This is a genomic window from Microbispora oryzae, assembly GCF_017896165.1.
GTDB classification, from domain to species: Bacteria; Actinomycetota; Actinomycetes; order Streptosporangiales; family Streptosporangiaceae; genus Microbispora; species Microbispora oryzae.
The window spans coordinates 59,421-81,580 of sequence record NZ_JAFCNB010000026.1; the positions used below are offsets into that span (position 1 = coordinate 59,421).

Genomic DNA, 22,160 nt, shown 5'->3' on the forward strand with positions numbered 1-22,160 from the left:
GCGGGGAGCTGACGTGGAGGTTAACAGGGCGTTCACCTCCGGCCGGCGAGGACGGTCCTGGCGCGGACGGCGACGGCATGAGCGGCCGGCGCGGGGCCACGCCCGTCCCGGCGGCTCGGAGATTCGGGAGGCGATGTGGCCGAGAGATCACCCGGCGCGACAGCAGGGGCCGCGGGCAGGGCACCCGGGGCCGACCGGCCGGACACGGTGCGCAACGTCGTGCTGGTCGGCCATTCGGGCGCCGGAAAGACCACTCTGGTGGAGGCCCTGCTGGCCGAGACGGGCGCCGTCCAGCGCATCGGACGGGTCGAGGACGGCACCACGGTCTGCGACTTCGACGAGGTGGAGGTGCGGCAGCAGCGTTCGGTCAACCTGTGCGTCGCCCCCACCGTCCACAACGGCATAAAGATCAACTTCCTGGACACGCCCGGATACGCGGACTTCGTCGGCGACCTGCGCGCCGGGCTCCGCGCGGCCGACGCGGCGTTCTTCGTCGTCTCCGCGGCGGAGGGCATCGACGGCGTGACCCGCATGCTCTGGGACGAGTGCGCCCAGGTCGGCATGCCGCGCGCGGTGGTCATCACCAAGATCGACCACCCCCGCGCGAACTTCGAGGAGGCGCTCACGAACTGCCAGGACGCCTTCGGCGACGGCGTGGCGCCCCTCTACCTGCCCGTTGACGGCACCGGCCTGCTCGGCCTGCTGTCCCAGCGGTTCTTCGACTACGGCGGCGGCCGCCGGGTGGAGCGGGAGCCCTCCCCGGACCAGCTCGCCCTGATCGAGCAGTACCGCGGCGACCTCATCGAGGGGATCATCCAGGAGAGCGAGGACGAGTCCCTGATGGACCGCTACCTCTCCGGCGAGGAGATCGACACCAAGGTGCTGATCGACGACCTGGAGAAGGCGGTCGCGCGGGGCGGCTTCTTCCCCGTGCTGGCGGCCGCGCCCGGAGTCGGCGCGGCGGAGATCCTGGAGATCGTCACCCAGGGTTTCCCGTCGCCCCTGGAGCACCCGCTGCCGGAGGTCACGACGGTCGACGGCAAGCCGGCCAAGGGGCTCACCGCCGATCCGGACGGCCCGCTGGTGGCCGAGGTCGTCAAGACGACCAGCGACCCGTACGTCGGCCGGATCAGCCTGGTCCGGGTCTTCTCCGGCACGCTGCGGCCCGACATGACCGTGCACGTCTCCGGGCACGGCCTGGCCGAGCGCGGTCATGAGGACCACGACGTCGACGAGCGCGTCGGCGCCCTCTCCGCGCCGCTCGGGAAGACCCAGCGGACGATCGGCAAGTGCGTGGCCGGAGACATCTGCGCGATCGCCAAGCTGAGCAGGACCGAGACCGGCGACACGCTGTCCGACAAGGACGACCCGCTGCTGATGGCCTCGTGGACGATGCCGGAACCGCTGCTGCCCGTCGCCATCGCGGCCCGCAGCAAGGCCGACGAGGACAAGCTCAGCCAGGCGCTCGCCCGCCTGGTCGCCGAGGACCCGACGCTGCGGCTGGAGAACAACGCGGAGACCCGGCAGCTCGTGCTGTGGTGCATGGGCGAGGCGCATTCCGACGTGCTGCTCGACCGTCTGGCCAGGCGGCACGGAGTGGAGGTCGACCGGGTGGGGCTGCGGGTGCCGCTGCGCGAGACCTTCGGCGGCAAGGCCCAGGGCACCGGCCGCAATGTCAAACAGACCGGCGGCCACGGCCAGTACGCGATCTGCCACATCGAGGTGGAGCCGCTGCCGTCCGGCAGCGGGCTCGAGTTCGTGGACAAGATCGTGGGCGGCGTCGTGCCCCGCCAGTTCATCCCGTCGGTGGAGAAGGGCGTCCGCGCGCAGATGGAGCGGGGGGTCGCGGCCGGATACCCGGTCGTGGACATCCGGGTGACGCTCTACGACGGCAAGGCCCACTCGGTCGACTCGTCCGACATGGCCTTCCAGATCGCGGGGCAGCTCGCCATGAAGGACGCCGCAGCCAAGGTCGCCACACCGCTGCTCGAACCCGTCGACGAGCTGTCGGTGCTGGTCGCCGACGATTACGTCGGCGCGGTGATGTCCGACCTGTCATCGCGGCGGGGGCGGGTGCTCGGCACGGAACCGGTGGGCACCGGCCGCACCCTGGTCCGGGCGGAGGCGCCCGAGCTCGAACTGGTCAGGTACGCCATCGATCTGCGATCGATGGCCCACGGGACGGGCTCGTTCAGCCGTGCGTTCCTGCGGTACGAGCCCCTGCCGTCCCACCTCGCCGACAAGGTGGCGGCGGCGTCCGCCTGACGCCGCGAACAGGGACTTCCCGGACGCCGGCGTTTCCCGTCACCGGCATCCGGGGAGTCCCCTGGCGTGCACCCCGTCGCATCGGCAACACATAGGAATTCGTTTCATCCGGTCCGAGCCCCCGATTCCCGATGGCAAGCTGAAGGACAGACATTTCGGCAAATCGGGAGGACCGCGACGTGACGGAACGGGGCCACAGCCGGGTGGGCCGCGCCTTGATCACCGCCGGCGTCCTGGCCGTCGCGGCCGCGGGGACGGCCTACGCGTTCGGGCCGGGCGCTCGCGCCGACCAGGCGGGGCAGGAGGCCGCGCCGGGAGGGCAGGCGCGCGAGCGGCTGCGCGCCGGCCGGGCGGCGGACGGTGCGCCCGCCCCCGCCGCGCCGCGCGCGGGCTCGGCGGCGGACTCCGTGACCGCGGACTCGGCGGAATCGGCGGGGCGGCAGGTCACCGACGGCGGCTCGTGCGCGACCGCCGCTAACGCGCCCAAGCGCCAGTTGCGCGGTGTGTGGATCGCGACCGTGCACAACCTCGACTGGCCCTCCCGTCCCGGTCTCACCGAGGCGCAGCAGCGGGACCAGTACGTGAAGATCCTCGACGCCGCCGTGAAGAACCGGCTGAACGCGGTCTTCGTCCAGGTGCGGCCCGCCTCGGACGCGATCTACCGCTCGGCCCTGGAGCCCTGGTCGCAGTGGCTCACCGGCAAGGCGGGACAGGACCCGGGCTGGGATCCGCTGCCGTTCCTCATTGAGGAGGCTCACAGGCGCGGCCTGGAGTTCCACGCCTGGTTCAACCCCTTCCGGGCCGCCGACACGGCCTCGGCCAAGCTGCCGGCGAACCACCCGGCCCGGGTGCACCCCGACTGGGTCGTCAAGCACGAGGGCAAGCTCTACTACAACCCGGGTCTGCCGGAGGTACGCGACTGGATCACCCGTGTGGTGACCGACGTCGTCACCAGATACGACGTGGACGGCGTGCACTTCGACGACTACTTCTATCCCTATCCGGGGAACGGCACGGCCTTCGCCGACTCGGCCGCCTACAAGAAGTACGGCAAGGGTAAGCCGCGCGCCGACTGGCGGCGCGGCAACGTCAATGCCATGGTGGCGCAGGTCTCCCGGGCCGTCCACGCGGCCAAGCCGTACGTGAAGTTCGGCATCAGCCCCTTCGGCATCTGGCGGAACAAGGCGCAGGACCCGGAGGGCTCGGCGACCTCGGGCATGTCCGCCTACGACGCCATCTACGCCGACCCGCGGGCGTGGATCAAGGCGCGCTCCGTCGACTATGTGATCCCCCAGCTCTACTGGCCCCGGGGGTTCGAGGCGGCCGACTACGCCACGCTCGTGAAATGGTGGGCGAACGCCGTCCGGGGCAGCGGCGTCGACCTCTATATCGGCCAGGCCCTCTACCAGGTCGGGACCTCGGGCGCGTGGAAGAAGCCCGGTGAGCTGCCCGCCCACCTGGGGCTGAACCGGAAATATCCGGAGGTGGGGGGCGACGTCTACTTCAGCGCCGCCCAACTGCTCAAGAACCCGCTCGGCGTGCTCGACCGCCTGAGGAAGGACTACTACGCCAGGCCCGCGCTGCTGCCGCTGCTGTCCGGCCTGCCCACGGCGGCCCCCGCCGCGCCGAAACGCGTGCGGTACGCCGGTGGCACGCTGACCTGGCAGGCCCAGCAGGGCGTGCGGGCGTACGGGATCTACCGGGTCGCGGCGGGCACGGGTGGCAAATGCGCGACGGCCGACGCGCGCAACCTGGTGGCGGTCCTGCCCGCCGCCGCGGCGCCCACCTACCGGGCCACGACGACCGGGGCCTACTACGTGACCGCGATCGACCGGCTCGGCAACGAGAGCCCGGCCGTACCCGCCGGCGTGACCTGACGGCCGCGAACCCACAGCTGCGGACCGACGGCCGGGGCGCGGAAAACCCGATGGGCGGGCACGACGAGGTCCGGGTCCGATAGCGTGGACCCGAGCTTCGTCAAGATCACTTTAGGTCCGGTTCGGGGAGGTCGCCGGTGAGGCGTCCGCGGGTGGCCGTCCTGCCGGCCACAGGGTTCTGCGCCGTGTTCTGCGCTGTGTTCTGCGCCCTGTTCTGGGCGGGGCTCTGCGTGCTGCCCGGCGTCCTGCCCTCGGCCGAGGCCGGAGCCGTGGCCACCGCCCGGGGGAGGCAGGCCGGGCCGGCGGTGGCCCTGATCGGCGTCCCCGGCCTCCTGTGGAGCGACGTCACGCCCGCCACGCCCAACCTCTGGCGGCTCGCCGGAGGGTCCGCCCTCGGATCCCTGTCGGTCCGGACGGTCGGCAACGTCACCTGCCCGTACGACGGCTGGCTGACCGTGTCGGCCGGGGTCAGGTCGGCGGTCGGGTCGCGCTGCGGCGCCGCGCCCGAGCCGGAGCGGCAGGGCGACGGTGCCGTGGTGCCGGAGTTCTCCTGGCTGTGGGAGGTCCGCGAGCAGCGCGACGCGGGCACGCTCGGCCAGGCGCTGCACGACGCCGGACGCCGCACTCTCGCCGTGGGGCCGGGGGCCGCGCTGGCCCTCGCCGACCGCGGGGGCCGGGTGGACGTCTACGCGGGCGTCCCCGCCGAGGTGCGGGACTGGTCCGCGGCCGACGTGGTCGCCGTCGACGTGCCCGACCTGGTGACGCCGTACATCCACGCGGGCACACCGGCGGGCACGCTGGCGGCCTCTCCGGAGCCGCTGCCGCCCGCCGCCCGGCTGGCCGCTGTCAGGGCGGCCGACGCGCGGCTCGGGGAGGTGCTCCCCCACCTGGGCGGCGCCGTCGTGGTCGTGGCCGGGCTGTCCGACCACGGCTCCGTGCCGCACCTGCGGGCCGCCATGCTCTCCGGAGGGGGCACGACCGGCGGGCAGTGGCTCGGCGCCCGCTCCACCCACCGCGACGACATGGTGATCCTGCCCGACCTCACGGCCACGATCCTCACCCGCGCCTCGGTCTCCGTGCCGCCGACGGTCGTGGGCGTCCCGGTGGAGACCCGCCCGGCGCCGGACGGCGACCTCGCGGCCCGGGTCGGAACGCTCACGACGGCCGACGTGGCCGGCCAGAGCATCCGGAACATGGGCGGCGTCTTCTTCACCGTGCTGGCCGTGCTCCAGGTGCTGTTCTATGTCACCGCATTCCTCCTGCTGCGCCGCCGGGCCCGGCTCGCCGCGGTGCGGGCGGCCGCGCTCGCGCTGGCGGCCGTCCCCGTCTCGACGTACCTGGTCAACCTGACGGCCTGGGCGCGCTCGCCGCAGCCGACGCTGACGCTGGTGGCGGGCATCGTCGCCACGGCCGTCGTGCTGACCGCCGTGGCCCTGGCCGGTCCGTGGCGGCGGGGCGTGGCGGGGGCGTCCGCCGTGATCGCGGCGGTGACGGCCGCCGTCCTGCTCGGCGACCTGCTGACCGGCACGACCCTGCAGCTCAACAGCGTCATGGGCTACACCGGGGTCGTCGGCGCGCGCTACTACGGCCTGGGCAACATCCCCTTCGCGCTGCTCGCCACAGCGGTGCTGCTCGTCACCACGGCCGTGGCCGACCGGCTGGTCAGCTCCGGCCGCAAGGTCCTCGGCGTGGGACTGGTTGTCGCGCTCGGCGGGTTCGCGATGCTGCTGGACGGGTGGCCCGGCGTGGGCAGCGACTTCGGCGGAGTGATCGCCTTCGTTCCCGGCATCGCGGTGGCCGCTCTCATCGTCGCCGGAAAGCGCGTGTCGATCGTGCGCCTCGGGGCCTTCTGCGTCGCGGGCGGCGTCCTCGTCATGGGCATCGCCTATCTCGACTACCTGCGCCCGGCGGCCAGCCAGACCCACCTCGGCCGATTCGTCGGCCAGGTCGTGGACGGCACGTTCCTGCCGGTGATCTCACGCAAGCTGGGCGCGATGCTGCACACGCTGATCAGCCCCAACCTGATGCCGGTCGTGATCGCCGCCTTCGCCTTCCTGATCTTCGCGCTGCTGCGCCCGGGGGCGGCCAGCGCGGGCGTGCTGCCCGTGGCGTTCCAGCGCACGCCCATGCTCAAGGCGGGCCTGCTCGGCGCGCTGGTGAGCGGCGTCGTCGGGATGCTCGTCAACGACTCGGGCGCGGCGGTGCTGTCGATGGCCCTCGCCCTCGCCGTGCCTCTCGTCCTGAGCTCCGGCATCCGGGCCCTGCAACTCGACGCGTCGGCCGCCCCGGCCGTGGCCGGGGACACCAGGGCCGGTCAACCGGCGTAATGCCGTCGACCGGCGTAGGGGCCCGTGGGAGGCCGGGACCCGGATCAGTCCGTGGGCCAGGCGTCCGCCAGCAGTTCGCGCGTGTCGCGCAGGAGCTGCGGGAGGACCTTCGTCCGCCCGACGACCGGCATGAAATTGGTGTCCCCGCCCCACCGGGGCACCACGTGCTGGTGGAGATGGGCGGCGATCCCCGCACCGGCCACGGCCCCGAGGTTCATGCCCACGTTGAACCCCTGCGCGCCGCTGGCCGCGCGCAGCGCCCGGGTGGCCCGCTTGGTGAACTCGGCCAGCTCCGCGGTCTCGGCCTCGTCCAGGTCGGCGTAGTCGGGCACGTGGCGGAAGGGCACGACCATCAGGTGGCCCGAGTTGTACGGGTAGAGGTTGAGCACGGCGTACACGGCCGAGCCGCGGGCGACGATGAGGCCGTCTTCGTCGGAGAGCTTCGGGATCTCGCAGAAGGGGCAGCCGTCCTCGGCCCCGGCGCCGGCGGGCTTGTTCTCGCCCTTGATGTAGGCCATGCGGTGCGGGGTCCACAGGCGCTGGAAGTTGTCGGGCACCCCGGCGCCGGCCTGCTCCATCGGCTCTGCATCCACGGTCGTGCTCTCCCCCAGCCGTCGTGACCGGCGACGACCCGACGCCACCGCCTGTGCAGCAGCATATGTCCGGCGGATCTCCCCGGAAGCCCCGGGTTGACCCGCTCCCTCCGGCGACGGCGTTTCCTGCGGATGACCGCCAGTCGCCGGACAAATCACCGCCACTCCGGCACAATGCCACCTGCCGGACGGGCCGCGGGCCCTCAACCTCCCAGGAGTGGTCATATGACTGAGGTCGTCGCCGAGGAGCACACCGAGCTCGCGGGCGAACTGCCGGACGAGCCCGCCGAGGAGGGGCTCACGGGGCAGGAAGCCGCGTCCGAACCGCGGACGGGCGCCGCTGACGCGCCCGCGGGACCGGCGGCCGACGAGCTCAGGGGCCGGATCACGGTGGCGGACGAGGTGGTCGAGAAGGTCGCGGCCCTCGCCGCGCTGGAGATCACCGGCGTCGCCGACCTGGGCGGCGACCTGGAGCGCGCGTTCGAGTCGGTCCGCGACCGCATCGGGATCGGCGCCAAGCGGGCCACCCAGGGCGTTCAGGCCAAGATCCTGGAGCAGGGGGTGACGGTCGACGTCACGATCGTCATCGTGTACGGCCACGTGGTGATGGACGTCGCGAGGGAGGTCAAGCTCAACGTCGCGCGGTCGGTCAGCCGGATGCTCGGCATGCGGGTGACCGAGGTCAACGTCACCGTCGACGACGTCCGCCTCCCCGGCGAGGGCCGGCCCGCCGAGGCCGCCGAACCCGCGGCCTGACGCCCGCGCCCTGATACGACGGGACCCCCGGGCGGCGGCCCGGGGGTCCCTCGCTGCTCCGCCGACGGCGCTCCGATCAGACCTGGATGCGGCGCTCGACGGCGTCCACGATCTCGTCGATCGCCTGGTCGATCGGCACGCCGTTCTTCTGCTCGCCGCTCCGGTAGCGGAACGACACCGCGCCCGCCGCCACGTCGTCGTCTCCGGCCAGGAGCATGAACGGCACCTTGGCCTTCTGCGCGTTGCGGATCTTCTTCTGCATGCGGTCGTCGGAGGCGTCCACCTCGACCCGGATGCCCCGTTCCCGCAGCCGCTTGGCCATGTCCTGCAGGTACGGGATGTGGGCCTCGCCGATCGGGATGCCGACGACCTGCACCGGCGCGAGCCACGGAGGGAAGGCGCCGGCGTAGTGCTCGACCAGCACGCCGAAGAACCGCTCGATCGACCCGAACAGCGCCCGGTGGATCTTGACGGGCCGCTTCCTGGTGCCGTCCGCGGCCTGGTATTCCAGCTCGAACAGCTCGGGCAGGTTGAAGTCGAGCTGGATGGTGGACATCTGCCAGGTGCGGCCGATGGCGTCCCGCGCCTGCACCGAGATCTTCGGCCCGTAGAAGGCCGCGCCGCCCGGGTCGAGCACGAGGTCGAGCTTCTCCGACTCGGCGACCTCACGCAGGGTCTCGGTCGCCTGCTCCCACACCTCGTCGGAGCCGACGTACTTCTCCGGGTCCTTGGTGGACAGCTCCAAGTAGAAGTCGTCGAGGCCGTAGTCGCGCAGCAGGTCGAGCACGAACCGCAGCAGCGACTTGAGCTCGTCGCGCATCTGCTCCTGCGTGCAGTAGATGTGCGCGTCGTCCTGGGTCAGCCCGCGGACGCGGGTGAGGCCGTGCACCACGCCCGACTTCTCGTAGCGGTACACGGTGCCGAACTCGAACAGCCGCAGCGGCAGCTCACGGTAGGAACGCCCGCGCGACCTGTAGATCAGGTTGTGCATCGGGCAGTTCATCGGCTTGAGGTAGTAACGCGCTCCCTCCAGCTCCATGGGAGGGAACATGCCGTCGGCGTACCAGTCGAGGTGGCCGGAGATCTTGTAGAGGTTCTCCTTGGTGATGTGCGGGGTGTTGACGAAGGAGTAACCCGCCTCCTCGTGGCGGCGGCGCGAGTAGTCCTCCATGACCCGGCGGATGATGCCGCCCTTCGGGTGGAACACCGGCAGGCCTGAACCCAGCTCGTCGGGGAAGGAGAACAGGTCGAGCTCGGCGCCGAGCTTGCGGTGGTCGCGCTTCTCGGCCTCCTCCAGGAAGCGGAGGTACTCGTCCTGCTTCTCGCGCGACTCCCAGGCGGTGCCGTAGATGCGCTGGAGCTGCGGGTTCTTCTCGCTGCCCCGCCAGTAGGCGCCGCCGGACCGCATGATCTTGAAGGCCGGGATGACCCGGGTGCTGGGCAGGTGGGGGCCGCGGCACAGGTCCTTCCAGCACAGCTCGCCCGACTTGGGGTCGAGGTTGTCGTAGATGGTCAGCTGGCCGCCGCCCACCTCGACGCTCGCGCCGTCCTCGGCCTCGGCCGCGCCGCCCTTCAGCCCGATGAGCTCCAGCTTGTACGGCTCCCGCGCCAGCTCGGCGCGTGCCTCGTCGTCGTCGACGGGCCGCCGCCGGAAGATCTGCCCCTGCTTGACGATCTCGCGCATGCGCTTCTCCACGCGCTTGAGGTCGTCGGGGGTGAACGGCTCCCGGACGTCGAAGTCGTAGTAGAACCCGTTCTCCACCGGCGGGCCGATGCCGAGGCGGGCCTCGGGGAAGATCTCCTGGACCGCCTGGGCCATGACGTGGGCGGTGGAGTGGCGCAGGATGGCCCGGCCGTCGGGGCTGTCGATGGCGACGGGGTCGACGACGTCGCCGTCCGCGACCTCGTGGGCGAGGTCGCGGAGCTCTCCGTTGACCCTGGCGGCGATCACCGACCTGCCGTCGGCGTCGAGCGCCTGACCGGCCGTCGTCCCCGCCGCCACCACACGCTCGGCTCCGGCGAGGGTGATGCGCAGATCTTGGGCGGCAGACACGATGGCTCCTTGGTCCGTGGACGTGACTCGGCGGGCGCGTCCCGCCCGCGCGGGCGGGGGCTCCGGAATCCGATGCTACCGGTGTCACCGCCCCGGCTTCGCGCGCTCGCCCCGGCCCCGCCCGGCGTGGCGGAGCCCCCGGGCGAATCCGGCCATACGCCTGTCATCGGGCCCTTGAAATCTCAATCGTCTGTACGCTGACCGCATGGCGGATACCCGGTGGCTGGACGAGGAGGAACAGCGCACCTGGCGTGCGTACATCCGGATGAGCCAGCTGCTCCAGGAGGCGTTGGAGCGGCAGCTCCAGCGGGACTCGGGGATGCCGCACGCCTACTACATGATCCTCGTGGTCCTGTCGGAGTCGCCCGGCCGCGTCCTCACCATGACGGGGCTCGCCGACCTCCTGCAGTATTCGGCGAGCCGCCTGTCCCACGCGATCTCCCGCCTGGAGGAGAAGGGGTGGGTCCGCCGGGTCAAGCGGGACGGCGACCGGCGGACCACCATGGCCGAGCTGACCGGCGAGGGCTTCGCCGCGCTCGCCGCGGCGGCCCCCGGCCACGTGGCGGAGGTCCGGCGGGTGCTGTTCGACCCGCTCACCCGCGCGGAGATGCACGAGTTCCGGGCGCTGCTCGACAAGATCTTCCAGGGCTTCGAGGGCTCCGGCGAGGCCGTTCCCCCGGCTCCCCCGGCCTCCCCGCCTCCCCCTCCGGCCCGCGAGGACGCGCCGGCAGACGGCGCGGGCTGATCAGGCGGCGGCCGGCGGAAGCAGGCGGGACAGGCGGTTGAGGCCGCGGGCCGTGCGGGCCTTGACCGTGCCGAGCGGAACGCGCAACCGGTCGGCGATCTCCCGCTGGGTCAGATCGCCGTAGTAGGCCAGCTCGATCGCCTGACGCTGCACATCGGGGAGGGCGTCGAGGGCCCGGCGCACCCGGTCGCGGTCGGCCAGGAGGTCACCGTCCTCACGCCCGTCGCGGCCCGCGGGGTCGGCGACGGCGTCGAGCGGCACGGTGACCGGCGCGCGCGCCCGCAGGTGGTCCACCGCGCGGTTGTGCGCGATCCCGAACAACCAGGCGGACAGGCTGCGCGCCGGGTCGAAGCGGTGGCGGAAGCGCCACACCTCAGTGAACACCACCTGCAGCACGTCGTCCACGTCCTGCGGCGGCACCAGCTTGCGCAGATACGAACGGACGACCGGGGCGTGCAGGCGGTAACACTCCCCCACCGCCCCGGCCTCGCCCGCCGCGAGGCGGATCTCCAGGGTGTCGCTCATGCTCCCCCCATACCCCGGAAACTTCTTCAAAACCTATTCATAGCCTCCGGCATGGGGCGGCGGCAAGCGGGTCGGCCGGACATTCGGTAAACAAAACGTCAAATGGCGAGAATCACCGCACGGAGGTCATTACCGCTGTGATCGCCTCGTGAAACGCGGTGACCCGGACGACCCCGCGCGGAAGCGCGTCCCACCAGCCGGGGCCGCCCACGACGATCCGGCTGGCCGGCCGCAGCCGCGGCAGGGCGGCGAGCGGCGCGGGATCCCCCGTCACCCGCCGCTGCGACCAGACGAACACCGCGGCGGGGCCCAGTCTGCGCATCGCGTCCGCCAGGGCCGGGTACGGCGTGCGCGCCCCGAGCACGCGGGTCTGCGCCCCGAGGCCGGACAGCGCGGCGGCGAGGGCGTGGGCGGGCAGGCTGTGCTGCTCGTCCTCCGCGCAGGCCAGCAGCACGGGACGCGGGTGGACGGGCCGGGGCGCCCGCGACGCGAACGTCACGAGCGCCGTCATCAGCCGGTCGGTGAACAGGTGCTCGATCTCCACCCCGGCGCCCGTCTCCTCCTGCCTCCGGCAGATGGCGGCGAACACCGGCAGCGCCACGTGTTCCCACGCCCACACCACACCGTGGGCCCGCAGCGCCGCCTCCAGGCCGCGGCTCACCGTGGCGCCGTCCAGGGCCGCCGCCGCCCTGGCGATCATCGCGGCCGGCATCAGGCTCTGCCCAGGGACCGGGGCTCCGCCCGAGTCGGGCACCGGCGGCATGGCTCGCTCGGCCTCATCCCGCGCACGCGGGCCCAGCCTCAACGCCTGCCGCGCGGCATCGGCCGGAGGCATCCCGGCGTGGATCAGCCGGTTCATCTCCGTCAACCGGCGCAGGTCGGTGTCGTCGTAGCGGCGGTGCCCCCCGGGGCTGCGCCTGCTCGGGCCGATGCCGTACCGGAGGTTCCAGGTGCGCAGGGTGGGTGCCGGCACACCGAGCATGCGGGCCACGGCTCCGATCCCGTAACCCGGTTCCTCGTCGCCGACCGGCATGCCCTCGTCCGCCACCGTTCCGCTCCGCGTCTCCATGCCCGTACCGCGGGCGTACCCGCGCCCATACCAGCGGCCATACCCGCGCCCGTGCCCGTGTCCGCCGGGTGCCTCCCGCCCTTGTTTCGGCGGCGGGCCCCGGAACGGATGCAACCGCGGGAACGGCGAGATCCGAAGAGCCTACTGACGACACCGCGATCACCGTAACGAAGGAGCCGGCGCATGGTGACGCTGACCCACGAGGCTACCCCCGGTGGGTACGACGGGAGCAGGCTCCGCGATCGGGCGACGGACCGGAGCTCCTGATGGCCGGGGGCGGGGGGACGGTCGTTATCGGGGCCGGGCTCGCCGGGCTCGCCGCGGCCATGCGGCTCGCCGGGGCGGGCCGGGAGGTCACGGTGATCGAGGCGGGAGACGGCCCCGGCGGCTGCTGCGGCAGCGCCGTCCTAGGGCCCTACCGGTTCGACACCGGGCCCTCGGTGCTGACCATGCCGGGCGTTCTGGCGGACACGTTCGCCGCCGCGGGCGAGGACCCGGACCGGTGGCTGCCGCTGCGGCGGCTCGACCCCTACTACCGGCTCGCCTATCCCGACGGGACGTTTCTCGACGTCGTCGCCGGGGCCGGGGAGATGGCGGAGCAGGTGCGCCGGCTCTGCGGGCCGGCCGAGGCGAGGCGGTACCTGCGCTTCCGCCGCCATCTCGGCGAGATGTTCGACGCGGCGTGGCCGGCCTTCATCGACCGGGACATGACGCGGCTGCGGGCGCTGGCCCGGCCGTACGCGCTGGCGCGGCTCGCCGCCCTCGGCGGCTTCCGCCGGCTTGACCGCCTGGTCAGGAGCCACCTCACCGACGACCGGCTGGTGCGCGCGCACACCTTCCAGGCCCTGTACGTCGGCCTGCCGCCCGGCCGGGCCCTCGGCGTCTACGCGGTGATCGCCCACATGGACACGGTCGGCGGGGTCTACTTCCCCGAGCGGGGCGGCATGCACGCCATCCCCCGCGCCATGGCCTCCGCCGCCGAGAAGGCGGGTGCCCGGTTCCGCTACGGCACGCGCGCCGCCAGGGTCGAGACCGACGGCTCCGGGGTCACCGGGGTGCTCCTGGACACCGGTGAGCGCCTGGCCGCAGCCGATGTCGTCGTCGCCTGCGACCTGGTCCAGGCCCACCGGGGCCTGCTGCCGGACACCGCCCGCGACTGGCGGCTGCGGCGACCGCGTTTCTCGCCGTCCTGCCTGGTCGTGCACCTCGCCCTCGACCGGGCACTCAACCGGGCCCTCAACCCACCGGCGCGATCCGGACAGGCGCACCACACGCTGCACTTCGGCCGGCAGTGGCACGCCACGTTCGCCGAGCTGGCCGCGGGCCGCCCGCAGCCCGATCCCAGCCTGCTGGTCACCTACCCCGAGGCCGACGCCGCGGCGGCGCCGGACGGCCACGCCACGCTCAGCGTCCTGGAGCCCACCGCCAACCTGACGGGCGCCGCCGAACCGTCCCGCACCCCGCGGTTGCTCGACCGCCTGTTCGGTCGGCTCGCCGAACTGGGGTACGGCGACCTGTCCGGTGCGCCCCGGCTCGTGATCGACCCGCAGGGGTGGAGGCGGCGTGGCCACTCGGCGGGCACGCCGTTCGCGCTCGACCACCGGTTCAGTCAGACCGCGTGGTTCCGGCCGTCCGGCAGAGCCCGCCTCGTCCCCGGACTGCACTTCGCGGGCATGTACACCGCGCCCGGAGTCGGGGTGCCGCCGGTGCTGATCAGCGGCCGGCTGGCGGCCGAGCGGATCCTGGAGGCCGCGAGATGACGTCCGCGCCGCGCCATGACCCGGAGCTCCCGCACGGTGTCACTCTGACGGCGAGCTACGAGCACTGCCGCCGGCTGCACGCCCGGTTCGGCCGCTCGTACTACCTGGCGACCCTGCTGCTCCCCCGCTGGAAACGCCCCCACGTGCACGCGCTGTACGGCTTCGCCCGGTACGCGGACGAGATCGTCGACTCCGTCGGCGCCACCGTGGACCGGGCCGCCGCCCTTGACGCGCTCACCCGGCGGCTGGCCCGCGGCATGGCCGGGGATCCACCAGGTGACGGCGTCCTCCCGGCGTTCGTCCACACCGTGCGGGCCTTCGGGGTCGATCACGGCGACGTGGACGCCTTCCTGGCGTCCATGCGGGCCGACCTGACCGTCACCCGTTACGGGACCTACGACGAGCTGCTCGCGTACATGGAGGGCTCGGCCGCCGTGATCGGCACGATGACGCTGCCCGTGCTGGAGCCGCTGCCGCACGCCGCGGATCTCGCCCGGGAGCCCGCCCGCCAGCTCGGCCTCGCCTTCCAGCTCACCAACTTCATCAGGGACGTCGCCGAGGACCTGGCCAGGGGGCGGATCTACCTGCCGCTGTCGGATCTCGGCAAGTTCGGCGTGAGCGAGGAGGAGCTCGCCCTGCCGCGCGCGACCCCGGCGCTGCGGGAGCTCCTGGCGTTCGAGATCGACCGGGCGCGCGACCACTACCGGCGCGCGCTGCCGGGGATCGCGATGCTCGTGCCGTCCTCCCGGCCCTGCGTCCGGGCGGCGTACGACCTGTACAGCGGCATCCTGGACCGGATCGAGGCCGCGGGTCACGACGTGCTGGCACGGCGGGCCCGGGTGCCGCGCCGCCGCAGGCTCTCGATCTTCGTCCGTCACCTGGTCGCCGCCTCGTCGGCCGGTCGCGCCGAACGCCGGGTCCGCGCGGAGGTGGGCTGAGGTGCGCCCCGACCGGACGGCTCCGGACGGGGCGGCACCGGACGGGGGCGACGGAGCCGGGTCGCCTCCGGTGGTCGTCGACGCGATGGGCGGGGACCACGGGCCGGCCGAGATCGTCCCCGGAGCGGTCACGGCCGTCCGCGAGCACGGTGTCCCGGTGATCCTGGCCGGTCACGCGGGTGTGGTCCGCGAGGAGCTGGCGCGTCTCGGGGCGGCGCGCCTGATCGACGTCGCGCACGCGCCGGACGCCGTCCCGATGTCGGATCGGGGGGCAGGGGCGATCGCCGGGGGCTCCAGCCTCGTCGTGGGGCTCGACCTCGTCCGGCGGGGATCGGGCTGCGCCTTTGTGTCCGCCGGGCCCACGGGGGCGACCGTGTCCTGCGCCGCCAGCCTGCTGGGCGCCGCCCCGCCCGTGCTGCGCCCGGCGCTCGCCGTGGCCCTGCCCACCGTGACCGGCGGCGCCACGGTGCTGGTCGACGCCGGCGCCACCGTGGATCCCTCCCCCGATGTGCTCGCCCAGTTCGCCCTGCTCGGGACGTCGTACGCGGAGATCGTGCTCGGCGTGAGCGGTCCGTCGGTGGGCCTGCTGTCGATCGGGGCGGAGCGGGGCAAGGGCAACCGGCTGGCCCGCCGGGCCGCGGCGCTGCTGTCCGGCCTGCCGATCGCGTTTCACGGCAACGTGGAGGGCGACGAGGTGCTGGCGGGCGTCGTGGACGTGATCGTCACCGACGGCTTCACCGGAAATGTGGTGCTGAAGAGCGTCGAGGGGTGCGCGCGGGCCGTGCTGCGGCTGGTCGCCGCGTCCGGGGCGGTCTCCCCCGAGGCGCTGGCGCCCGTCGGCCGGCGCTACGACGCGGAGACCCACGGCGGCGCGGCGCTGCTCGGTCTCGCCGGCACCGTGCTCGTCGCGCACGGCTCCTCCCGGGCGGCGACCGTCGCGCGGGCCTGCGTGGCGGCCCGCGACCTCGCCCGGGGCCGGGTGGCGGCCCGGATACGCGACCGCCTCGACCCGCGGCCCGCGCGGTGATCGCGTCAGGGGCCGAGCGGATCGGTCCCGTCCCACGTCCCCTCGCTCGCGTACGGGACGAACCGGGCGAACAACTCTTCGGAGTACCAGTCGTCGGCCCTGACGCGGCCGATCACCCGCCGATGCTCCGTTCCCTCATAGGCGAAGGCGCGGACGGCGGCGGCGTCCCGCCACAGCGAGAAGGTGGCCTGGCGGGCCAGCGGCCACTCGCCGATCCCGACCGACGCCAGGCATCCCTCCTGGACCCGCAGCAGCGCGTCGACGCGGGGAACCGATCGATAGAACGCCACCAGCCGGGACGGCCTGATCGACGCCCGGGTGAGCACCGCGACCGGCCCGCCCGGCCCTACGCGCCGCCCCGCCGCCTCGGCCGCCTCGGCCGCGCTCATCGCGCCCGCCGGGTCCACCGCGTCCGCCCGGCTCCCGGCCCCGGCGAACGGGTCCGTCCCGCCCCACCGGCCGCGGGAGCCGATCGGCGCCAGCCGCACCTGCCACGACTCCGCCGCGTCCCGCCGCCAGCGGGCCGGGATCGGCGACCGCTCCAGGAAGTCGCGCAGCGCCCGCTCGTCCCGCCAGACCGCGAGCAGCGCCCATCGGCGCAGGTCGGCGCCGAGCGTCATCGAGCGCCCCCGCCCGGTGCCCAGCAGCCGCCAGAACGTCAGGCCGTCCGTGCGGCGCAGCAGCGGCCGGTCGAACGCCATGCGCCGCATGGCTCCCCGATCCGCATACCTGTTGAGGTGAAAGCTCACGATGGTCCCCATGCTCGTCGCGGTCATCGGCGGCTACCTTCTCGGCTCGATACCGGTGGCCGTGCTCGTGGCCCGGGCGCACGGGTTCGACCCGCGCGAGGTCGGCGACCGCAACCCCGGCTTCTGGAACATGCGGGAACGGCTCGGCTCCCGCGCCGCCGCGCCGGTCCTCGCCGGAGACACGCTGAAGGGGACGCTGGCCGGCCTGCTCGGTCTCCTGGCGGGCGGTCCCCACGTCTCCTGGCTGGGCGTGCCCTCCGGCCCCGGCCTGCCCGCGCTGTACCTGGCGGTGGCCGCCGCGATGTGCGGGCACGCCTGGCCGGTGTTCGCCCGTTTCCGGGGCGGCCGCTCCGTCCTCACCTTCGCCGGGGGTTTCGCCGTCATCTGCCCGCCCGCGTTCGCGCTGGCGCTCGCCCTGCTCTCACTGGCCGGGACGGCGGCCCGGTCGTCCGCGGCCGGCGCCAGAATCGCCTTCTTCGCCTGCCCGGTCCTCCAGGCGCTGTTCACCCCGATCGGCCAGGTCGCCGCGACCGGGGCGCTGATGTGCCTCATCGGCCTGCGGTTCGGCCAGGCCGCGCTGACCGGCCGCCGTACGTGACGGGAGCGGCGCGGCCCGGTCTGGGGTAGGTGCGGCCGCGCCAGGTGCGGACCGGCCACAGGGTGGCGGCCGACACCCGGACGGCGGCGGCCGGGTCGAGCAGCGCCGACAGGGCGATCCCGGGGCCCGGCCGCGCGTAGCTGCCGCGCAGCGCGCCCGACAGCAGCAGCCGTATCGCGATCAGCGCCAGGTCGAGCCGGGTCGGCCGGCCGGCGGCCAGGCGGAGCACGGGGAGCGCGCCGGCCAGCCAGAGCACCGCCAGATCGGCCGCCTGCCAGGCGGGGGACGTGACGTCGCCTAGGGGCAGCGACCGCCCCCACTCCCGCCACACGTCCGCCGCGGACTCGTGCATGTCGACCCGGAGCAGATCACCGGCGTCGAGGAACCCGACGGCCCATCCGCGGGCGGCGAGCGTCCGGGCCAGCGCCACATCGTCGGTCATGTGCCCGCGCACCAGCGCGAAGCCGTCGGCCCTCAGCATGGCGTCGCGGCGGAACGCGAGGCACTGGCCGTTGGCCAGCACCCGGTGCGGCGCCGGAGGGGACGGCGGGCCGATCGGGCCGAACCGGTAGACCAGCGTGGCGAGGAACGACGCGTGCAGCGCCTGCTCGGCGAGTCCTTCGCAGACGAACGTCGGCCCGGCGCTGACCAGGTCGAACCCGTCGACGGCGGCGGCCAGCGCGCTCAGCAGGCCGGGCGCGGGCCGCGCGTCCGCGTCGAGGGTCACCACCACGTCGCCGCGCGCCCGCCGCACCCCCTGGCGCAGTGCCCACTGCTTGCCGATCCACCCGGGCGGCGGTGGCGTCCCGGCGACGACTGTCGCGCCCAGCCCGGCCGCCAGCGCGGCGGTGCCGTCGGAGGACTCGTCGTCGACCACGATCACCTCGGCGGCCGCGGGGTCGGCCAGCAACGCCCGCAGGCAGGGGCCGATCCGGTGCTCCTCGTCCCGCGCCGGGATCACCACCGACACCGGCGGGCCGCCGGAGGCCGCCGTCGGCGGAGTGAGCGGAGGCAGGCGGCGGCGTCCCCGCACCAGCCGTATCACGACGGTGAGGGCGGCGGCGGCCTGGGCGGCGGTGAGCGCCCTCGCCCCGAAGCCGGCCGTCACCACCGCCTCCCCTTCGCGAGGTCCGCGCTCACCAGCCCGGCGACGATCCGGCCGCCCATCGCGACCAACGGCAGGCCGCCCCCTGGGTGCGCGGTGCCCCCGACGAGGTAGAGGCCGCGCCGCGGTCCCCGGTTGCCGGGACGGCGGAAGGGGGCGAGGGGCCCGCCGTACGCTCCGCCGTAGATCGCGCCGCCCCAGGCCCGGTAGCGGTCACGGATGTCGGCCGGAGTGAAGAGGTCGAGGAACCGTACCCGGCCGGCCAGGTCGTGCCCCCTGGCCGCGAGCCGGTCGAGGACCAGGTCCGCGTACGCCTCGGGCGGCATCGGCCAGCGCGCCGGGTCTCCGGCCGGGACGTTCACCAGCATCACCCAGTTCTCCGCGCCGTCGGGAGCCTGCGTGGGGTCGTGGACGGCGGAGCAGCCGATGTAGACCGTCGGGTCCTCGGGCGGACGCCTCCGCTCGAAGATGTCGGCGAACTCGCGGCGGTAGTCGGCGGAGAACACCACAGAGTGGTGCGGCAGCGCCTCGGTCCTGCCGTCGACGGCCGCGAGCAACAGGAGGGCCGAGGAGGACAGGCCGAGCCTCGCGACGCGGCGCAGCCGCGCCCGGTCGGGCAGCAGGTGGCCGTACAGCTCGGCCGCGTCGGCGTTGACGACGACGACGTCGGCGCCGACACGCTCGCCGCCGCGCAGACGCACCCCGCGGACCCGATCCCGGCCGGCCGTGATCCGCGCGACCTCGACGCCCGTGCCGACCTCGACGCCGGCCTTCCCGAGCAGCTCCGCCAGGGCCCCGGCCAGCCTCGGCAGCCCGCCGGGCACGTACCAGCCGCCCTCGCCGTGCTCGATCGCGGGGATGCACCCGAGCGCGGCCGGCGCCCGGTAGGGGTTCGACCCCGCGTAGGTGGCGTAGCGGTTCACGTACTGGCGGAGGCGGACGTCCCCGAAGTAGCCGCGCGCCAGCGAGTCGAGGGTGCGTCCCGGAGCCACGGCGCGCAGGTCGCCAAGGCGCGCACCGCTCGGCCGGGACACGAGGTCGCGGGGACTCCCGATGAGCGGCCCGGCGAAGAAGGCGCGCCGGGATGCCTCCAGGCAGCCCCGGGCCCATCGGTGGAAGGCCAGCCAGTGCGCTCCCTCGCCCGGCGCGAGCCGTTCGACCTCCGCCGCCGTCCGTCCCGCGTCACGGTAGGTCGGCAGCACCGAGCCGTCGGCGAAACGGTACCGGCACAGCTCGTCGAGCTGGGCGAACTCCATCCGGACGCCGAGGTCGCGGAACAGGCCGGGCAGTGTCAGCAGGGAGGGGCCCAGGGAGAAGGTGAACCCGTCGCGCCGGTGCTCGGCCAGTTTGCCCCCCAGGTGGGGCAGGCGCTCGTACAGGCGGACCCGGTGCCCGTCCCGGGCGAGCAGAAGCGCGGCGACCATGCCCCCGACGCCGCCCCCGACGACGATCACCTCCGCCATCGACGCCTCCACGCGAGCAGCGCGAGCGCCCCCATCGCGGCGCCGCCCACGGCGGCGACCAGCGGGTCGGGCGGCCGGAACACGGCGGCGAAGCCGATCGTCTCCATCACGGCCATCACCGTGTAGAGGACCACCAGTCCCGTGCTCCCCCGATCCGCTCCCGTCCCGCCCGGCGCCCCCATGAGGACGTCGATCGCCAGCACGACCAGCGCCGACACCAGCAGCCAGCCGGCGAAGTTGCCGAGCGGGACGCCGCGGTACGGCCCCGGGTCGGCCCAGACCCACAGGCCGAGACGCGTCATCTGCGGGTCGAGGAACAGGTCCCAGGCGGTCAGAGCGACGGCGCCCAGCGCGACGCGTGCCGCCCGGGAGCCTGGGGCGACGCGACGGCCGACCGCGTGCGCCGCGAGCCCCATCCCGCTCCAGGCGAGGGCCACCACGACGGGCACCCCGCCCGGCCGTGGCCACAGCGCGTCCGTGTAGCGGTAGTCGCCGAACGGCAGCCCGGTGCGGACCCCCGCCCACTCGGCGGCGTACCCGACGGCGAACGCGGCGCCGAACGCCGCCCCGGCCCTCGACGCGGACCGGGCCGCCGCGGCGAACGCGAGGGCGGCCGCCGCCAGCAGGACGACGACCGCACCGACAAGCCGCAGGTCCCCGGAGTGGAGCCCCGACACCACCTGGGCCACCACCATGCCGGCCAGCAGGACGGCCCCGGCCGCCTCCGGCCCCGGTCTCCCCCGGCGCGCGGCGGCCCGGGACGACGGGTCCGGCCGGCCGCCACCCACCCCTTCCCCGGGGATCTCCCACGTCTCCACACTGGGTGATTCGAGCGTGGGCCCCGGATCAGATGCACCGATTCAAGGGCGGCTGAGGATCACCAGCGGTGGTGCACCTGGGGGCGGATCAGCTCGTCGTAGATCTCCCGGACCGCGGCCAGCGTCTCCGCCGAAAGCGGGGCGAATGCGGCCGCGGCCGCGTTGGCCCGCGCCTGCTCCGGGTTGCGGGCGCCGGGGATGACGACGCTCACCCCCTGCTGGTCGATCAGCCAGCGCAGGGCGAACTGCGCCATGGTCATGCCCTCCGGCACCAGCGGCCTGAGCCGGTCGACGGCTTGCAGGCCGACGCCGTACTCGACGCCGGAGAACGTCTCGCCGACGTCGAAGGACTCGCCCTGACGGTTGTAGTTGCGGTGGTCGTCCTCGGCGAACACCGTCTGCGGGCCGTACTTGCCCGACAGCAGGCCACTGGCGAGCGGGACCCGCGCGATGATGCCGACGCCGGCTTTCTCCGCCGCGGGCAGGACCTCGTCGAGCGGCTTGAGCCGGAAGGCGTTCAGGATGATCTGCACGCTCGCGACGTTCGGCCGGGCGATCGCGGTCAGCGCCTCGGAGACGGTCTCCACGCTCACGCCGTAGGCGGCGATGGCGCCCTCCGCGACCAGGGTGTCGAGGCCGTCGAACACCTCGTCGATCTCGAAGACCGGGCTCGGCGGGCAGTGGAGCTGCACCAGGTCGAGCGTGTCCACACCCAGGTTGGCGCGGGAACGGTCGGTCCAGGCGCGGAAGTTGTCCAGGGTGTACGCCTCAGGCGTCTGCGCGACCCGGCGGCCCATCTTGGTGGCCACCGTCAGGCCCGGCCGCTCCTCGATCAGCCTGCCGATGATCTTTTCGCTGCGGCCGTCGCCGTACACGTCGGCGGTGTCGATGAACGTCACCCCGGCGTCGACCGCCGCGTGCAGCGTCGCGAGGGCGTCGTCCTCGCTCACCTCGCCCCAGTCGGCACCGAGCTGCCAGGCCCCCAGCCCGACGACGCCAACCTGCCTGCCCAGCCTGTCCATTACCCGCTGTTCCATGGGCCCGATCGTAGTCGCGGGCGGCGGACGGCACGGCAACGGGCCGCGGACGCCCGGCCCCCGCCGGAGAGTGGAACGCGTCCCATCGGCGGGGTCACGGGGCTCAGCAGCCGGCCGCGATGTGGTCTCGGAGCCAGTGGAAACCCGTCGCCGGAGTGCGCACCCGCGTCCGATAGTCCACCCGCGACCGCCGGGTGCCGGTGTTCCCCTCGAACCTCAGCACCACGTCCTCAAGCGGCGACCAGCAGAAGTATCCCCTCGCCGGGCCGCCCGGCGTGTCCGGGTCGGCCTCGGCGGGGCCCCTGAGCCCCTGGTAGGGGTAACCGGACCGGCCGGTGTCCTCCAGGACGCCGTCGTCGCCGTAGCCGTTCTCGGTGACGTAGATCGGGGGCAGGTGGGGATAGCGCCCGGCCAGGCCGACGAGGGTGTCGTACAGGCCCTCGGGCTCCACCGTC

Annotated in this window: 19 protein-coding genes; 9 read left to right on the forward strand and 10 right to left on the reverse strand. The window is 74.0% G+C overall.

Annotated features, from left to right (window positions below):
- Positions 1-135 precede the first annotated feature (135 nt).
- The 3 genes from JOL79_RS30330 to JOL79_RS30340 all read left to right on the forward strand — a co-directional run bounded on the left by JOL79_RS30330 (position 136) and on the right by JOL79_RS30340 (position 6,469).
- Positions 136-2,265: an elongation factor G-like protein EF-G2 gene (locus JOL79_RS30330; protein WP_210159343.1), complete on the forward strand. Its 2,130-nt coding sequence runs from the start codon at positions 136-138 to the stop codon at positions 2,263-2,265.
- A 179-nt stretch (positions 2,266-2,444) separates the two neighbouring features.
- A complete protein-coding gene (locus JOL79_RS30335) occupies positions 2,445-4,142 on the forward strand; it encodes a glycoside hydrolase family 10-like protein (protein ID WP_307848814.1) in 1,698 nt (565 codons plus the stop codon).
- A 137-nt stretch (positions 4,143-4,279) separates the two neighbouring features.
- Complete coding sequence (locus tag JOL79_RS30340) at positions 4,280-6,469, forward strand: hypothetical protein (protein ID WP_210159344.1); 2,190 nt, start codon at positions 4,280-4,282, stop codon at positions 6,467-6,469.
- Between the two features lie 44 nt (positions 6,470-6,513).
- On the opposite strand, the gene JOL79_RS30345 is transcribed toward JOL79_RS30340, so the two are convergent.
- Complete coding sequence (locus JOL79_RS30345; RefSeq protein ID WP_210159367.1) at positions 6,514-7,047, reverse strand: HIT family protein; 534 nt, start codon at positions 7,045-7,047, stop codon at positions 6,514-6,516.
- Positions 7,048-7,287: 240 nt separating this feature from the next.
- Between JOL79_RS30345 and JOL79_RS30350 the strand changes: the two genes are divergently transcribed.
- Complete coding sequence (locus JOL79_RS30350; protein WP_210159345.1) at positions 7,288-7,818, forward strand: Asp23/Gls24 family envelope stress response protein; 531 nt, start codon at positions 7,288-7,290, stop codon at positions 7,816-7,818.
- Positions 7,819-7,894: 76 nt separating this feature from the next.
- On the opposite strand, the gene thrS is transcribed toward JOL79_RS30350, so the two are convergent.
- The gene (gene thrS, locus JOL79_RS30355; protein WP_210159346.1) at positions 7,895-9,871 is read right to left on the reverse strand and encodes a threonine--tRNA ligase; all 1,977 of its coding nucleotides are present in this window, start codon (positions 9,869-9,871) and stop codon (positions 7,895-7,897) included.
- A 205-nt stretch (positions 9,872-10,076) separates the two neighbouring features.
- Between thrS and JOL79_RS30360 the strand changes: the two genes are divergently transcribed.
- Positions 10,077-10,616 carry a MarR family winged helix-turn-helix transcriptional regulator gene (locus JOL79_RS30360; protein WP_210159347.1) on the forward strand — a complete coding sequence of 180 codons (540 nt, stop codon included), beginning with the start codon at positions 10,077-10,079 and terminating at the stop codon, positions 10,614-10,616.
- Here JOL79_RS30360 and JOL79_RS30365 read toward each other — a convergent pair whose 3' ends face one another.
- Positions 10,617-11,141: an RNA polymerase sigma factor gene (locus tag JOL79_RS30365; protein ID WP_210159348.1), complete on the reverse strand. Its 525-nt coding sequence runs from the start codon at positions 11,139-11,141 to the stop codon at positions 10,617-10,619.
- A 112-nt stretch (positions 11,142-11,253) separates the two neighbouring features.
- Positions 11,254-12,210 (reverse strand): MerR family transcriptional regulator, encoded by a 957-nt coding sequence (locus JOL79_RS30370; RefSeq protein ID WP_230985742.1) that lies wholly within the window; start codon positions 12,208-12,210, stop codon positions 11,254-11,256.
- A 266-nt stretch (positions 12,211-12,476) separates the two neighbouring features.
- Between JOL79_RS30370 and JOL79_RS30375 the strand changes: the two genes are divergently transcribed.
- Genes JOL79_RS30375 through plsX form a run of 3 tightly spaced genes read left to right on the forward strand, consistent with a single transcriptional unit; the run spans position 12,477 to position 15,935 of the window.
- Positions 12,477-13,970 carry a phytoene desaturase family protein gene (locus JOL79_RS30375; RefSeq protein WP_210159349.1) on the forward strand — a complete coding sequence of 498 codons (1,494 nt, stop codon included), beginning with the start codon at positions 12,477-12,479 and terminating at the stop codon, positions 13,968-13,970.
- Positions 13,967-14,908: a phytoene/squalene synthase family protein gene (locus JOL79_RS30380; protein ID WP_210159350.1), complete on the forward strand. Its 942-nt coding sequence runs from the start codon at positions 13,967-13,969 to the stop codon at positions 14,906-14,908. Before JOL79_RS30375 ends, JOL79_RS30380 begins: the two co-directional genes overlap by 4 nt.
- 1 nt (position 14,909) lies before the next feature.
- A complete protein-coding gene (plsX, locus tag JOL79_RS30385) occupies positions 14,910-15,935 on the forward strand; it encodes a phosphate acyltransferase PlsX (RefSeq protein WP_307848815.1) in 1,026 nt (341 codons plus the stop codon).
- 5 nt (positions 15,936-15,940) lie between these two features.
- Here the strand turns inward: plsX and JOL79_RS30390 are convergent, their stop codons facing one another.
- Positions 15,941-16,711 (reverse strand): spheroidene monooxygenase, encoded by a 771-nt coding sequence (locus tag JOL79_RS30390; RefSeq protein WP_230985743.1) that lies wholly within the window; start codon positions 16,709-16,711, stop codon positions 15,941-15,943.
- On the opposite strand from JOL79_RS30390, the gene JOL79_RS30395 reads away from it, so the two are divergent.
- Positions 16,695-17,282: a glycerol-3-phosphate acyltransferase gene (locus JOL79_RS30395; RefSeq protein WP_230985744.1), complete on the forward strand. Its 588-nt coding sequence runs from the start codon at positions 16,695-16,697 to the stop codon at positions 17,280-17,282. The genes JOL79_RS30390 and JOL79_RS30395 overlap by 17 nt on opposite strands.
- On the opposite strand, the gene JOL79_RS30400 is transcribed toward JOL79_RS30395, so the two are convergent.
- From JOL79_RS30400 to JOL79_RS30420, 5 genes are all read right to left on the reverse strand, one after another.
- Complete coding sequence (locus tag JOL79_RS30400; RefSeq protein WP_307848816.1) at positions 17,233-18,390, reverse strand: glycosyltransferase family 2 protein; 1,158 nt, start codon at positions 18,388-18,390, stop codon at positions 17,233-17,235. The genes JOL79_RS30395 and JOL79_RS30400 overlap by 50 nt on opposite strands.
- A complete protein-coding gene (locus JOL79_RS30405; RefSeq protein ID WP_210159353.1) occupies positions 18,387-19,850 on the reverse strand; it encodes a phytoene desaturase family protein in 1,464 nt (487 codons plus the stop codon). The genes JOL79_RS30400 and JOL79_RS30405 overlap by 4 nt, the downstream gene beginning before the upstream one ends.
- Positions 19,838-20,668, reverse strand: coding sequence for a carotenoid biosynthesis protein (locus JOL79_RS30410; protein WP_307848817.1), 831 nt, complete (start codon positions 20,666-20,668; stop codon positions 19,838-19,840). The genes JOL79_RS30405 and JOL79_RS30410 overlap by 13 nt, the downstream gene beginning before the upstream one ends.
- A gap of 59 nt (positions 20,669-20,727) precedes the next feature.
- On the reverse strand, positions 20,728-21,705 hold the full coding sequence (locus JOL79_RS30415; protein ID WP_210159354.1) for an aldo/keto reductase: 978 nt from the start codon (positions 21,703-21,705) through the stop codon (positions 20,728-20,730).
- A 103-nt stretch (positions 21,706-21,808) separates the two neighbouring features.
- Positions 21,809-22,160, reverse strand: a 352-nt coding sequence (locus tag JOL79_RS30420) for a family 1 glycosylhydrolase (protein ID WP_210159355.1), incomplete at its 5' end; no start/stop codon positions are given.

Bases quoted from the DNA above. Each gene is read 5' to 3' on its own strand.
- JOL79_RS30395 (WP_230985744.1), top strand. From the start codon at position 16,695: ATGCTCGTCGCGGTCATCGGCGGCTACCTTCTCGGCTCGATACCGGTG.
- JOL79_RS30380 (WP_210159350.1), top strand. From the start codon at position 13,967: ATGACGTCCGCGCCGCGCCATGACCCGGAGCTCCCGCACGGTGTCACT.
- JOL79_RS30360 (WP_210159347.1), top strand. From the start codon at position 10,077: ATGGCGGATACCCGGTGGCTGGACGAGGAGGAACAGCGCACCTGGCGT.
- JOL79_RS30350 (WP_210159345.1), top strand. From the start codon at position 7,288: ATGACTGAGGTCGTCGCCGAGGAGCACACCGAGCTCGCGGGCGAACTG.
- JOL79_RS30370 (WP_230985742.1), bottom strand. From the start codon at position 12,210: ATGGAGACGCGGAGCGGAACGGTGGCGGACGAGGGCATGCCGGTCGGC.
- JOL79_RS30415 (WP_210159354.1), bottom strand. From the start codon at position 21,705: ATGGAACAGCGGGTAATGGACAGGCTGGGCAGGCAGGTTGGCGTCGTC.
- JOL79_RS30375 (WP_210159349.1), top strand. From the start codon at position 12,477: ATGGCCGGGGGCGGGGGGACGGTCGTTATCGGGGCCGGGCTCGCCGGG.
- JOL79_RS30390 (WP_230985743.1), bottom strand. From the start codon at position 16,711: ATGACCGCGACGAGCATGGGGACCATCGTGAGCTTTCACCTCAACAGG.
- JOL79_RS30405 (WP_210159353.1), bottom strand. From the start codon at position 19,850: ATGGCGGAGGTGATCGTCGTCGGGGGCGGCGTCGGGGGCATGGTCGCC.
- JOL79_RS30345 (WP_210159367.1), bottom strand. From the start codon at position 7,047: ATGGAGCAGGCCGGCGCCGGGGTGCCCGACAACTTCCAGCGCCTGTGG.
- JOL79_RS30365 (WP_210159348.1), bottom strand. From the start codon at position 11,141: ATGAGCGACACCCTGGAGATCCGCCTCGCGGCGGGCGAGGCCGGGGCG.